The sequence below is a fragment of the Nitratireductor thuwali genome (assembly GCF_036621415.1).
Taxonomy (GTDB): Bacteria; Pseudomonadota; Alphaproteobacteria; order Rhizobiales; family Rhizobiaceae; genus Chelativorans; species Chelativorans thuwali.
Genome location: NZ_CP030941.1, coordinates 2,426,665 through 2,439,095, shown reverse-complemented (window position 1 = coordinate 2,439,095; position 12,431 = coordinate 2,426,665). Strand labels below are relative to the sequence as shown.

Annotated in this window: 13 protein-coding genes; 8 read left to right on the top strand and 5 right to left on the bottom strand. The window is 66.1% G+C overall.

Annotated elements, in window-relative coordinates; all coding sequences use genetic code 11:
- Positions 1–39 precede the first annotated feature (39 nt).
- From NTH_RS11890 to NTH_RS11880, 3 genes are all read left to right on the top strand, one after another.
- Entirely contained in the window at positions 40–1,029 is a 990-nt protein-coding gene (locus tag NTH_RS11890; protein WP_338530210.1) for an MDR family oxidoreductase, read from the top strand.
- Positions 1,030–1,111: 82 nt separating this feature from the next.
- Positions 1,112–3,352: an ATP-binding protein gene (locus NTH_RS11885; protein ID WP_338530209.1), complete on the top strand. Its 2,241-nt coding sequence runs from the start codon at positions 1,112–1,114 to the stop codon at positions 3,350–3,352.
- A 153-nt stretch (positions 3,353–3,505) separates the two neighbouring features.
- The gene (locus NTH_RS11880; protein WP_338531887.1) at positions 3,506–4,345 is read left to right on the top strand and encodes a GNAT family N-acetyltransferase; all 840 of its coding nucleotides are present in this window, start codon (positions 3,506–3,508) and stop codon (positions 4,343–4,345) included.
- Here NTH_RS11880 and NTH_RS11875 read toward each other — a convergent pair.
- On the bottom strand, positions 4,312–5,049 hold the full coding sequence (locus NTH_RS11875) for a sulfate transporter family protein (RefSeq protein ID WP_338530208.1): 738 nt from the start codon (positions 5,047–5,049) through the stop codon (positions 4,312–4,314). The genes NTH_RS11880 and NTH_RS11875 overlap by 34 nt on opposite strands.
- A 163-nt stretch (positions 5,050–5,212) precedes the next feature.
- Here NTH_RS11875 and NTH_RS11870 point away from each other — a divergent pair, with 163 nt between their 5' ends.
- Positions 5,213–6,205 (top strand): adenosine kinase, encoded by a 993-nt coding sequence (locus NTH_RS11870; RefSeq protein ID WP_338530207.1) that lies wholly within the window; start codon positions 5,213–5,215, stop codon positions 6,203–6,205.
- A gap of 13 nt (positions 6,206–6,218) precedes the next feature.
- Here the strand turns inward: NTH_RS11870 and NTH_RS11865 are convergent, their stop codons facing one another.
- The 4 genes from NTH_RS11865 to hrcA form a co-directional block, all read right to left on the bottom strand.
- On the bottom strand, positions 6,219–6,851 hold the full coding sequence (locus NTH_RS11865) for a trimeric intracellular cation channel family protein (RefSeq protein WP_338530206.1): 633 nt from the start codon (positions 6,849–6,851) through the stop codon (positions 6,219–6,221).
- Between the two features lie 208 nt (positions 6,852–7,059).
- On the bottom strand, positions 7,060–7,707 hold the full coding sequence (gene grpE / locus NTH_RS11860) for a nucleotide exchange factor GrpE (RefSeq protein WP_338530205.1): 648 nt from the start codon (positions 7,705–7,707) through the stop codon (positions 7,060–7,062).
- A gap of 111 nt (positions 7,708–7,818) precedes the next feature.
- Positions 7,819–8,115: a putative quinol monooxygenase gene (locus tag NTH_RS11855; RefSeq protein WP_338530204.1), complete on the bottom strand. Its 297-nt coding sequence runs from the start codon at positions 8,113–8,115 to the stop codon at positions 7,819–7,821.
- A gap of 26 nt (positions 8,116–8,141) precedes the next feature.
- Positions 8,142–9,212, bottom strand: a complete 1,071-nt coding sequence (hrcA, locus tag NTH_RS11850) for a heat-inducible transcriptional repressor HrcA (RefSeq protein ID WP_338530203.1) — start codon at positions 9,210–9,212, stop codon at positions 8,142–8,144.
- Positions 9,213–9,434: 222 nt separating this feature from the next.
- Between hrcA and rph the strand changes: the two genes are divergently transcribed.
- The 4 genes from rph to hemW are packed head-to-tail and all read left to right on the top strand — an operon-like array spanning position 9,435 to position 12,380.
- Positions 9,435–10,151 carry a ribonuclease PH gene (gene rph, locus NTH_RS11845; protein WP_338530202.1) on the top strand — a complete coding sequence of 239 codons (717 nt, stop codon included), beginning with the start codon at positions 9,435–9,437 and terminating at the stop codon, positions 10,149–10,151.
- Positions 10,152–10,162: 11 nt separating this feature from the next.
- The gene (locus NTH_RS11840) at positions 10,163–10,576 is read left to right on the top strand and encodes a VOC family protein (RefSeq protein WP_338530201.1); all 414 of its coding nucleotides are present in this window, start codon (positions 10,163–10,165) and stop codon (positions 10,574–10,576) included.
- A complete protein-coding gene (gene rdgB / locus NTH_RS11835) occupies positions 10,573–11,220 on the top strand; it encodes an RdgB/HAM1 family non-canonical purine NTP pyrophosphatase (RefSeq protein ID WP_338530200.1) in 648 nt (215 codons plus the stop codon). The genes NTH_RS11840 and rdgB overlap by 4 nt, the downstream gene beginning before the upstream one ends.
- Complete coding sequence (gene hemW, locus NTH_RS11830; RefSeq protein ID WP_338530199.1) at positions 11,217–12,380, top strand: radical SAM family heme chaperone HemW; 1,164 nt, start codon at positions 11,217–11,219, stop codon at positions 12,378–12,380. The genes rdgB and hemW overlap by 4 nt, the downstream gene beginning before the upstream one ends.
- Positions 12,381–12,431 lie beyond the last annotated feature (51 nt).

Genomic DNA, 12,431 nt, shown 5'->3' with positions numbered 1-12,431 from the left:
CGGACTGAAGCTCAACAGTGCGCTTGCAGGGAGGTTTCCATGGCCGAAACATTCAGGGCCGTTCTCATCACGCGATCGGAGGAGCACGGGCAGTCGGTCGACTTCGTGGAACTGAGCGAGGACGACCTGATGGAGGGCGACGTGACGGTCGCCGTGGAGGCGACGACCGTCAACTACAAGGACGGGCTGGCCATCACCGGAAAGGCGCCCGTCGTGCGGCGGTTTCCGATGATCCCCGGCGTCGACCTCGCCGGCACGGTGACGCGCTCCAGCCATCCGCAATGGAAGGAAGGCGATCGGGTCATCCTCAACGGCTGGGGCGTCGGAGAAACGCATTACGGCGCCTATGCCGGCCGCGCCAGGGTGAGCGGCGACTGGCTGGTGCCGCTGCCCGCGGAGATGAGTCCCGCCGACGCCATGGCGATCGGCACCGCCGGCTATACGGCCATGCTCTGCGTGATGGCGCTGGAGCGCCACGGCATCGTGCCCGACCGAGGCCGGGTGGTGGTGACGGGAGCTGCCGGCGGGGTCGGCTCGGTGGCGGTCTCGCTGCTTGCCAACCTGGGATACGAGGTGGTTGCCTCGACCGGAAGACAGAGCGAAGCTTCCTACCTGAGGGAACTGGGCGCGGCCGAGATCATCGGCCGCGAGGAGCTTTCGGCCCCGGCCAGGCCACTTGGAAAGGAACGCTGGGCTGGGGGCGTCGACGCCGTCGGCAGCCATACGCTGGCCAATGTGCTGTCGATGACATCCTACGGCGGCGCGGTGGCCGCCTGCGGGCTTGCGCAGGGGATGGACCTGCCGGCGAGCGTCGCGCCCTTCATTCTGCGCGGGGTTTCGCTGCTGGGCATCGATTCGGTCATGGCGCCGAAGAGCCTGCGGCTCGAGGCCTGGGGACGGCTGGCGCGGGACCTGGACCGGAGCAAGATGGCGGCGCTTGCCTCGACCATTCCCTTCAGCCAGGTGGTGGAGGCGGCGGAGGACATCGTGGCGGGCCGCGTGCGCGGGCGCCTGGTCGTTGAAATGTAAGGCTTTCTCACCGAAACCGTTAAAATGCGACGGATCGGTCGAAAGCTTCTGAAAGCGTCGGCGTGCTTCATTATGCGCCATGATGCATCCGACGATCACAGAGGCGCTGAAAGATATCCGGTCCAGCCTGAAGGAGCGCCGGCCGCGGCGCCGCACGCAGCCACACAGCCGCGAACTGGCACTCTCCCTTTGCGTGCTCCTTACCGCCGGCCTCTCCCATCTCACGGGGGCGGCAGTGCTGGTGACGCTCATCCTGCTGGCCATCGGGCTGACCGCGGGAGGCGCGGCTTTTTTCACCCGACGCAAGGAGACTGCGGCACCTGCCCCGCTGCCCGCCGACGCAGACAAGGTGCAGCGGCTCGAAATGCTCGCCGACCGCATGTGGGAGATGCAGGAAAGCGAGCAGCGCTTCTACGGCCTGCTAGAGGCGCTGGGCGACCTCGTGGTGCACCGCGACCGCGACGGGCGCATTCTCTACGCCAACAGCGTGCTCGGCGATCTGATGGGGACCGATACGAGCGGCCTTTTCGGCAAGACGTTGAGCCAGCTCGGCATCGATGTCAGCGTCGTGCCGGAACAGGCCTTCCCGGAAGGCGAGCGCATCAGCTCGACGGATGTGGCGATCTACGCCAAGAGCGGGTTGCGCTGGTTCGCGTGGACCGAACTGTCCCTGCGCGACCGCAACAGCGGCAACGTCTCGCACTGGGCCATCGCCCGCGACATCACCGGACGCAAGCGGGCGGAGACGGCCCTGGTGAACGCGCGCGAGCGGGCGGAGATGGCAAGCCACGCCAAGTCCCGCTTCCTGGCGACCGTCAGCCACGAGATCCGCACGCCGATGAACGGCATCATGGGCATGGCGACGCTGCTTGCCGACACGCGCCTTTCTGCCGAGCAGCGCACCTATGTGGGCGCGATCTCGACGTCGGCGAGCGCGCTTCTGGCCATCATCGAAGACCTGCTGGACTATTCCAAGATCGAGGCGGGCAAGCTGGAGATCGAGCCGCAACGGGTGAGCGTGCGCGAGCTCGTGGAGAATATCGTCGAGCTCATGGCCTCGCGTGCCTTCGCCAAGAATATCGGCCTTGGATGCCATGTGGCGCCCGACGTGCCGGAGATGGTGATGGCCGATCCGGGCCGGCTTCGCCAGATTCTGCTCAACCTTCTGGGCAACGCCATCAAGTTCACCGAGGTCGGCGGCGTGCTCGTCGTGGTGTCGCTCGACAGGAACGAGAACGGGCCGGCGCTCTCCTTCACGGTGGAGGATACCGGGCCGGGACTTCAGAAGGATGCGCTGCAGCGCATTTTCGAGGAGTTCGAGCAGGCCGATACCAGCTCGACCCGCAAGCATGGCGGGGCCGGACTGGGGCTGGCGATCTCGCGGCGGCTGGTGGAGGCGATGCGGGGCACCATCTCGGTCGAGAGCGCGCCCGGCGAGGGCGCCGTCTTCACCGTCCGTCTGCCGCTGGAGGAGCTCGAGGAGATGCCATCCGACGACGGGCCGGCGCTGGCGGGATGGGAGGTCCTTATCGTGACGCCGCACCTGGTCGAGGCCGACGCGCTGTCGCAAAGCGTGCAGGCCTATGGCGGGCGGACCAGAGTGCTGCCGGACGTGCCCACCGCGAAAGCAGCACTGAAGAACGGAGAGGCGGCGTGCGACGCGATCCTGATCGATGCCTCCCTGGAGACCGACAATGGCGATGCGCTGGCGGGGCTGCGCCGCGCCGGCGCCCATAGCGCCCAGGCGCTGACGCTGATCGCGCCGACGGACCGCGGCAGGCTGGGCACCTTCCGCGCCCATGGATATTCCGGGTTCCTGGCCCGGCCGGCGCGCACGAGGACGTTGCTGCGGATGCTTCTCAACGCGCAGCAGGAGGCCGAGGCGGGCACGCATTCCGACAGCGAGGGCGCATTCCGGCTGGCGCTGCACGGACCCGGCCGCGAACAGCGCGTCCTGGTGGCCGAGGACAACGAGATCAACGCCATGCTGGCGCGCGTCACGCTGACAAAGGCCGGATATGCCGTCGAGGTGGTCTCGAACGGCCGCGCCGCCGTCGATGCGCTGACCCATGCCGACCGCGCCTTCGACCTGGTGCTGATGGATCTGCACATGCCGATCATGGACGGGCTGGACGCCATCGCCGCCGTGCGCCGCTACGAAGAAGAGGCAGGCATGCCCGCCATGCCCATTTTAGTGCTGACCGCAGACGGCCAGGAAAAGACACGGCATGGCGTGCTCGCCCATGGGGCAAGCGGCTTCGTCACAAAGCCGATCGACCCCGACAAGCTGCTTGCGGCTATCGAGCTCAACCTGGCGGCCTGACCGCTGCGAGCCGCCGGCCCGGTGGTAAGCCGACCATCTTCCTGTCATTGTTCTGTCGCAGCTTACCTCTATGTGACGCCTTGGAAACGTGGAGAATCAGTCGTGCAGCCAGTGACGCTGGAAGAAAACGCCTACCACGAGGGAGCGGCCGCATTGCCGCCGGCCAGTCAGCTAGCCGGCAATCTTTCCGGCGAGGCCGTGCTGGGCCGTATCGGGCCGCTGCTGGTGCGTCTGGCGCGCAGCAAGCAGGAAATCGCGGCCGCGCAATCCATCCGCTACAAGGTGTTCTACCAGGAAATGGGTGCGCGTCCGCCGGCGGCAGGCGCCCTGGAAGAGCGTGATGCGGACCGCTTCGACGCCATATGCGATCATCTCCTGGTCATCGACAGTTCGCTGCCGGGCGCCGAGCAGGACAGGATCGTCGGCACCTACCGCCTGTTGCCGCAGGAGGAGGCGGCCGCCGCGGGCGGCTTCTACTCCGAGGACGAATTCGAGCTGAAGGCGCTGGTTGCGCGCCATCCCGGCCGCCGTTTCCTGGAACTCGGCCGCTCCTGCGTGTTGCCGCCTTACCGTTCCAAGCGCACCATCGAGCTGTTGTGGCAGGGCATCTGGGCTTATTGCCGGCGCAAGAAGATCGACGTCATGACAGGCTGCGCCTCCTTTCCCGGCACCGTGCCGGCGATGCACGCCGAGGCGCTGTCCTTCCTCCATCATTTCTGCGCGGCGGAAGGAAGCTGGCAGGTTCGGGCCAATCCGGCACGCTACATGCCGATGGACCTCATGCCGGAGGAGGCGATCGTGGCCAGGCAGGCGCTGTTCGCCATGCCGCCGCTCATCAAGGGCTATCTGCGCCTTGGGGCGAAATTCGCCGACGGCTGCGTGATCGACCGCGAATTCGGCACCACCGATGTGCTGGTGGTGCTGCCGGTGGAGCAGATTTCCGACCGCTATATCAGCTATTACGGCGCCGAGGCCGAGCGCTTCGCCGGCTGAAGGGCCGGTGTCTGAGCCGAGACCATCTTGTGCAGATGCACCATCATGGCTGCGGCGAAGAGCGGCGTCAGAAGATTGAGAAACGGCACCGCCAGGAAGGCCGCGATGACCAGGCCGGCCAGAAAGACGGTCGAGCCGTGGCGGCGACGCAGAGCCTTGGCTTCGGCTTCCGGACGGTAGCGCATGGCGGCGAACTCGAAGAATTCGCGGCCGAGCAGATAGCCGTTGACGATGAAGAATGCGATCATGTTGACGCCGGGCACGAGCAGAAGCAGCAGCGCCAGCAGATTGCCCAGGATCACCACTCCCAGAAACTTGATCGACATGACGATGGCGGGCACGAGCGGCACCGGGCTGCCAGGCGGGTCGTCGGGGTAGCTGGTCGTTTCGACGGCCTCGGCCACATCGTCGAGGAACAGGCCGGCGATGATGGCGGTGATGGGCGCAATCAGAAGGGCAAGGCCGAGCGCCAGGCCGATGCCGGCGAAAAGCGCGCCGACGAGACCCAGCCAGCCGGCCCAGCCCGGCAGGTCCGGCATGAAGACGTTGAGGAGCGGCAGCAGGTAGAACTCGAAAAGCTCCCGCAGGCCGAACCACAGACCCGCGAGAACCAGAAGGGTAAGCCCGAGCGACTTCAAGAACGCGCCGCGGAAGGGGCGCGTGAAGAGCTGGCTTGCGGCGGCGCGCGCGGCGTCGAGGATCATCTTGGCGTTCGCCCTTCTTGTCCGGTGTCATCAGCGACATAGGTGGGCGGCGGCGCCAGCGCAATGGTTGCGGCGAAGCGCGCCTTCCATATTTGCCGGCGATGTTCTACATCGGCTTAAACCCGTTCCCGCCCATATAGACCATCGCTTTCCGGAGACCTTTATGAGCAAATTTGACGTGCTGTGCGTCGGCAATGCGATCGTGGACATCATCGCGCGATGCGACGAGGCCTTCCTGACGGAGAACGGCATCATCCGGGGTGCGATGAACCTGATCGACGTCGAGCGCTCGACGCTGCTCTACCAGCGCATGGGGCCGGCGATCGAAACCTCGGGCGGCAGCGCGGGCAACACGGCCGCGGGCGTCGCAAGCCTGGGCGGCAAGGCGGCATTCTTCGGCAAGGTCTGCAACGACCAACTCGGCGAAATCTATACGCATGACATCCGCGCCCAGGGCGTTGCCTTCGACACGCGGCCGCTGGAAGGTCATCCGCCGACCGCGCGTTCGATGATCTTCGTGACGCCGGACGGCGAGCGGTCCATGAACACCTATCTGGGCGCCTGCGTGGAGCTGGGCCCCGAGGATGTCGAGGAAGGAAAGGCGCAGGGCGCCAAGGTCAGCTATTTCGAGGGCTATCTGTGGGATCCGCCGCGCGCCAAGGAGGCGATCCGCCAGACCGCCGACATCACCCATGCCGCCGGCGGGGAAATGGCGATGTCGCTGTCCGATCCGTTCTGCGTCGACCGCTATCGCGACGAGTTCCTGGAGCTGATGCGGTCTGGCCGGGTCGACATCGTTTTCGCCAACCAGCACGAGCTGCTGGCGCTCTACCAGACTTCCTCCTTCAACGACGCGGTCGAGGCCATCCGCCAGGATTGCTCGGTCGCGGCCATCACCATGTCGGAAAAGGGCTCGCTGGTGGTGCGGGGCGAGGAAACGGCGCGGGTGGATGTCGTGCCAGTGGAGCAGGTCGTGGACACGACGGGCGCGGGCGACCTTTACGCGGCGGGCTTCCTGTTCGGCTATACGAATGGCCGCAGCCTCGCCGATTGCGGCAATCTCGGCTCGTTCGCCGCTGCCCAGGTCATCAAGCAGGTGGGACCGCGCCTGCAGTTCTCGCTCAAGGAAGCTGCCCAGCAGGCGGGCCTGCTGTAGGCCGGATACCCGCTCAGGGAATGTCTTCCGGCCGGCGGCCAGGACGCGGCTTGTAGCGCGGCACCGTCCAGCCGAAGCGCAAGGCGCCGCCGCGCACCAGGAAGGCGGCGGCGAAGGCCATCAGCGAGGCCGGAGCGAGCGTGAGGCCGGCAAGATCGGCCCCGGTGAAAACGGCGGCGCCGGTGAGCGCCGCGCTCACATAGATTTCGGGCCGGAGCAGGACCGAGGGCTCTCCCGCCAGGAGATCGCGGATGATGCCGCCGAAAGTGGCGGTCAATACGCCCGTGACCAGCGCCACGATGGGCGAGCCCGATGCCGCAAGCCCGACGGCGGCGCCCAGGACACCGTAGGCCGAAAGGCCCACCGCATCCAGCCAGAGCAGAAGACGGTAGCGCGATTCGACCAGATGGGCGGTGAAATAGACAAGGCCGCCGACGACGGCGCAGACCGCGACATAGGTGGGATTGACCACCCAGAAGACCGGCAGGCCCAACACCAGGTCACGCAGCGTGCCGCCGCCCGTGCCGGTGACACCGGCGAAGAACAGAAAACCGATGATGTCCAGCTGCTTGCGCGAGGCCGCCAGCGCGCCGGTGGCCGCAAAGACGGCCACGCCCGCATAGTCGAGAATCAGCAAGGGGTTCATCGGCGGCTCCGCGCGGCTACTCGGCCGCCAGGTCAGTTCAGCGTCTCACAGAACGCCGGGCTGATCCAACTATTGGGTCTTCCGCAATTGCGGACGGAGAACCGGCTCCACCTTCCTGGAATCGCCCTCGCGCGACAGCCTATCGGGCGGGAAAGGAAAGGCGAGGCGGGACACGCCCATGCAAGCCCTACCGCCGCCCATAACATTTTCAGCCCGATCCGCCCGACCGCTCGTCCGTTTCAGCCGCCTGCGCGTCCTTCGACGCGGCGCCTTCCCTGGGGCCGCCCTTGGCCACGCCGACCATGGCCGGGCGCAGGACGCGCTCGCCGATGACGTAGCCCGTCTGCACGACCTGAACGACGGTGTTGACCGGCACGTCCGGATTGGGAACCTCGAACATGGCCTGGTGGAAATTCGGGTCGAACTTCTCGCCCTTGGGATCGATGCGCTTGACGCCGTGGCGCTCCAGCGTCGATAGCATGGCGCGTTCGGTCATCTCGACGCCTTCGACCAGCGCCTTGAGTCCGGAATCCGCATTCTCCCGCGATTCGGCCGGCACCGCCTCCAGGGCACGCTGAAGGTTGTCGGAGACCTGCAGCATGTCGCGGGCGAAATTGGCGACGCCGTAGGCACGCGCATCGGCGACGTCGCGCTGCGTACGCTTGCGCAGATTATCCATCTCCGCGGCCAGCCGCAGCGCCTGCTCCTTCAGTTCCTCGTTCTCCCTGGCCAGACGCAGAAGAACATCTTCCTCCGAAACGCCTTCGCCCTCGGCTTCCACGTTCTCGGTCGGGACCTCTTCGTTCTCCGCCTCGGTATTGTTGAACGCGTCGTCGTCCTTGCGATGGGTGTTCATTGCCTGTCCGTCTTTTTCAAATCCAAAGTCGGGCCGGATATCGAGCTTTGCGGCTGGAAAATCAAGGGGTGCGTGCGCATGGCCTCACCCGCCGGCCCTAAACCTGCGGCCTTACCCGGCAAGGCCGGCGCCGCCCGCCGGCACGGTGCGGATCCGACTATCGAAGCCGGCGATGAGCGGCCGCGCCCGGGCGATCGCCGCCTGCACCTGCGGCAAGGAGAGGGAGGCCTTGTGGCTGTCCTCGCCGTCCCAGACCTCGGTGATCCAGATGGCGTCCTCCTCCCCTTCGTCCCGCGCCACGACGTAGCTGAGGCAGCCGGGCATGCCGCCCGTGGATTCAAGCAGGATGGCGATGAGCGCATCCCTTTGCCCGGGCTGGGCCCGCATCTTTCCAATCAGACCGAACATGTTTCCCTCTCCGTGCCGCAGCCGGTTTATCGCAACAGGCGGCCGACCAGCTGGGCCGTATAATCCACCATCGGCACGATGCGGGCATAGTTGAGCCGGGTCGGGCCGATGATGCCGAGCGCGCCGACGATGCGCGAATCCTGATCCCTGTAGGGCGCCACCACGAGCGATGAGCCCGACAGCGAGAAGAGCTTGTTCTCAGAGCCGATGAAAATGCGCACCCCGGGACCATCCTCGGCGAGCTCCAGAAGCTGGACGAGCGCCTCCTTGGTCTCCAGATCCTGGAACAGATGGCGAAGGAGCTCGATGTCGGCCTGGGCGGTGACGTTTTCAAGCAGGTTCGCCCGGCCGCGCACGATGAGCCTGGCGGGGGCGTCGCTGCCTGCCCCGGCCCAGACCGCCAGCCCCTGCTCGACCAGGGATTGGGACAGCGAATCAAGGGCGGCGCGCGTTTCTTCCTTCAACCGCGCCATCTCGGCCTTTGCCTCCGCAAGGGTCCGGCCCCTGATATGGGCATTGAGGAAGTTCGACGCCTCGACGAGCTGAGAGGCGGTGACGCCGGCCGGCAGGTCCAGCACCCGGTTTTCCACATCGCCATTCTGCGAGACGAGAACGGCCAGCGCCTTGCGCGGCTCGAGCTGGATGAACTCGATATGCTTGAGCGCCGCCTCGCTCTTGGTGGCCAACACGAGGCCGGCGCCGCGCGACAGGCCCGACAGCATCTGGCTCGCCTCGGTCAGCATATGTTCGAGCGACTGGCTCTTGCCGGCCGCCTTTATCTGCGCCTCGATCACCTGGCGTTCCTCCTCGGAGAGGTCGCCAATCTCCATGAAGGCGTCGACGAAGAAGCGCAGGCCCTGCTGGGTGGGCAGCCGCCCCGCCGAAACATGCGGCGCATAGATTAGCCCCAGATGCTCCAGATCGCTCATCACGTTGCGAATGGTGGCGGGGGAGAGCTGTTTCGGCAGCATGCGCGACAGATTGCGCGAGCCGAGCGGCTCTCCATCATGCAGATAAGTCTCGACGATCAGCCGAAAGATGTCGCGCGAACGGGCGTCGAGAGACTGAAGGTTCGGATCGGTCACGGGCTTGGTCATGGGTCAGGAACTCCTGACCTGCGAATATAAGCGTTGCCGCTCACATCACAACTGCGCTCAGGGCAATCGGGTGAACCCGACGGCCCTTGCAGATCGTCCTGTCTGCCCATTGCCCTCAAACAGGCGGGATGGCGCGGTTTTCCTTTGCGTCGGGGGAGACGGAAAGTTACAAGCCCAGCCACGATCAACCCTCGACCAATCCACTCAGGAGATGCCCGAACCATGCGACCATCCAAACGGCAGGCGGACGAGATGCGCGCCGTCAGCTTCGAGCGCGGCATATCCAAACATGCCGAAGGCTCCTGCCTCGTCAAATTCGGCGACACGCATGTGCTGTGCACGGCCAGCCTGGAAGAGAAGGTGCCGGGCTGGCTGCGCAATACGGGCAAGGGCTGGGTGACGGCCGAATACGGCATGCTGCCGCGCTCGACCGGAGACCGCATGCGGCGCGAGGCCGCGTCCGGCAAGCAGGGCGGGCGCACGCTGGAAATCCAGCGGCTGATCGGGCGCTCGCTGCGCTCGGTCGTGGACCTGCAGGCGCTCGGCGAACTGCAGATCACCGTCGATTGCGACGTGATCCAAGCCGATGGCGGCACGCGCACGGCGGCGATCACCGGCGGGTTCGTCGCGCTGCACGACTGCCTGAGCTGGATGCAGGCCCGGCAGATGATTTCCATCGAAAAAGTGCTGAAGGACCATGTTGCCGCCATTTCCTGCGGTATTTGTGATGGTACGCCGGTACTGGATCTCGACTATGCCGAGGATTCGGCCGCCGAGACCGACGCCAATTTCGTGATGACTGGCATGGGCGGCATCGTCGAAATCCAGGGCACGGCCGAGGGCGCGCCCTTTTCGGAGGAAGAATTCAGCGCGCTGCTGTCGCTGGCGAAGCAGGGCGTGCAGCGACTGGTGGATCTGCAGAAGATGGCCGTCTCGTAGGACAGGAGCCGATGAAGCCCAAAGCCATACTCGAAGCCGCGCTTTATGTGAGCGACCTCAATGAGGCCGAGCGCTTCTATGGCCAGGTGCTCGGGCTGGAGCGCATCGCCAGGGTGGAGGGCAGGCATGTCTTCTTCCGTTGCGGTGAGGCCTTGGTGCTGCTGTTCGATCCCGAGGCGACCAAGGTGCCGCCGCCGCCCGAGGCCAAGCTGCCGGTGCCGCCGCATGGCGCGGTCGGCGAAGGACATTTGTGCTTTGCGGCCGATGCCGCCGAAATCGAGCAATGGCGGGGCCGGCTCGAAGCGGCGGGGATCGGCATAGAGGCGGATTTCGAGTGGCCGGCAGGCGGGCGCTCCATCTATTTTCGCGACCCGTTCGGCAATTCGCTGGAATTCGCCGAACCACGCATCTGGGGTTTTTCGTGAGAGAAATTAAGGACCGGAAGTTTGTTCTTGCAAGCCACAACAAGGGCAAGCTGAAGGAGTTTGCCGGGCTGCTGCAGCCCTTCGGCTTCGAGGTGCGCTCGGCCGCCGAACTGGGACTGGCCGAGCCCGAGGAGACGGGAACGTCGTTCGAGGAGAACGCCCATATCAAGGCGCTGGCGGCCGCCAAGGCGACCGGCATGCCGGCGCTGGCCGACGATTCGGGCATGTGCGCCGATGCGCTCGACGGCGCGCCGGGCGTCTATACCGCCGACTGGGCGACCCTGCCGGACGGCAGCCGCGATTTCGGCGTTGCCATGGAGAAGGTGGAAAGGCTGTTGCGGGAAAAAGGCGCGGAGACCCCGCAGGAGCGCCGGGCGCGTTTCGTCGCGGTGCTTTGCCTTTGCCTGCCCGACGGCGAGACCGAATATTACCGCGGCGAGGTGGAAGGCCATCTCGTCTGGCCGCCGAGGGGCGAACTGGGCTTCGGCTACGATCCGGTGTTTCAGCCGGAGGGTTATTCCACCACATTCGGCGAGATGAGCGCCGACCAGAAGCACGGCTGGAAGCCGGGCGAGGAAACCGCCCTTTCCCACCGCGCCCGCGCGTTCAAGCTGTTCGCCGAGGCAAGACTGGCAAGGCCATGACGGAAATTCTCGACCGGGACCCCGGTTTCGGCATCTATGTGCACTGGCCGTTCTGCGCGACCAAGTGCCCCTATTGCGACTTCAACAGCCACGTGCGCCATCAGCCGGTGGACCAAGTGCGCTTCGGCGCGGCCTTTGCGCGCGAACTGGCGACGATGCGCCAGCGGACCGGGCCGCGCGAGGTGACGAGCATCTTCCTGGGCGGCGGAACGCCATCGCTGATGGATCCGGGAACGGTCGGCGGCATTCTGGACGCCATCGCTGCGGAATGGACGGTGCCGCAGAACGTCGAAATCACGCTCGAGGCCAACCCCTCCTCGGTGGAGGCTGACCGATTTCGCGGCTACCGCATGGCCGGCGTCAACCGGGTCTCGCTGGGTGTTCAGGCGCTCAACGACAAGGATCTGCGCTTCCTGGGACGGCTGCACGACGTGAGCGAGGCGCTGCACGCCATAGAGCTGGCGCGCGCCAACTTTCCCCGACTCTCCTTCGACCTGATCTATGCGCGGCCCGGCCAGACGGTGGAGGACTGGAGCCAAGAACTAGAGCGGGCGATCTCGTACGCCGCCGACCATCTGTCGCTCTATCAGCTCACCATCGAGCAGGGGACGCCGTTCTTCGCGCTGCGGGCGGCCGGCAAGCTGAGCGTGCCGGACGTCGAGCAGGCGGCGCAGCTTTACGAAGCGACCCAGGCGGTGACGGCGGCGCAGGGACTGCCGGCATACGAGATCTCCAACCATGCGAAACCCGGCGCGGAAAGCAGGCACAACCTCATCTACTGGCGCTATGGCGAATATGTCGGCGTCGGCCCCGGCGCGCATGGCCGCTTCATCGAAAACGGACAGCGGATCGTGACCTTCACCGAACGCGTGCCGGAAACCTGGCTCGACCTCGTGGAGCGCAAGGGCCAGGGCGTGACCGGCGGCGAGACCTTGTCGCGGGTGGAGGAAGCCGACGAATTCCTGCTGATGGGCCTGCGGCTGGTGGAGGGCATCGACCTCGTCCGTTTCGAAAAGCTCGCCGGGCGGCCGCTGGAGCCCCGGCGCATTTCCGCGCTGCGCGATGAAGGGCTGGTCGAGCCCGTCGGCAATTCCGGCCTGCGCGCGACGCCGGCGGGAATGGTCGTGCTGGACGCGGTGGTGGCGGATCTGGCGCGGTAGGCGACGCCTATCGCTTGATGAGTTCAGGCTGAATCAAGCGCGGCCACCGTC

Bases quoted from the DNA above. Each gene is read 5' to 3' on its own strand.
- NTH_RS11890 (WP_338530210.1), top strand. From the start codon at position 40: ATGGCCGAAACATTCAGGGCCGTTCTCATCACGCGATCGGAGGAGCAC.
- NTH_RS11885 (WP_338530209.1), top strand. From the start codon at position 1,112: ATGCATCCGACGATCACAGAGGCGCTGAAAGATATCCGGTCCAGCCTG.
- NTH_RS11875 (WP_338530208.1), bottom strand. From the start codon at position 5,049: ATGATCCTCGACGCCGCGCGCGCCGCCGCAAGCCAGCTCTTCACGCGC.
- NTH_RS11870 (WP_338530207.1), top strand. From the start codon at position 5,213: ATGAGCAAATTTGACGTGCTGTGCGTCGGCAATGCGATCGTGGACATC.
- NTH_RS11865 (WP_338530206.1), bottom strand. From the start codon at position 6,851: ATGAACCCCTTGCTGATTCTCGACTATGCGGGCGTGGCCGTCTTTGCG.
- grpE (WP_338530205.1), bottom strand. From the start codon at position 7,707: ATGAACACCCATCGCAAGGACGACGACGCGTTCAACAATACCGAGGCG.
- NTH_RS11855 (WP_338530204.1), bottom strand. From the start codon at position 8,115: ATGTTCGGTCTGATTGGAAAGATGCGGGCCCAGCCCGGGCAAAGGGAT.
- hrcA (WP_338530203.1), bottom strand. From the start codon at position 9,212: ATGACCAAGCCCGTGACCGATCCGAACCTTCAGTCTCTCGACGCCCGT.
- rph (WP_338530202.1), top strand. From the start codon at position 9,435: ATGCGACCATCCAAACGGCAGGCGGACGAGATGCGCGCCGTCAGCTTC.
- NTH_RS11840 (WP_338530201.1), top strand. From the start codon at position 10,163: ATGAAGCCCAAAGCCATACTCGAAGCCGCGCTTTATGTGAGCGACCTC.
- hemW (WP_338530199.1), top strand. From the start codon at position 11,217: ATGACGGAAATTCTCGACCGGGACCCCGGTTTCGGCATCTATGTGCAC.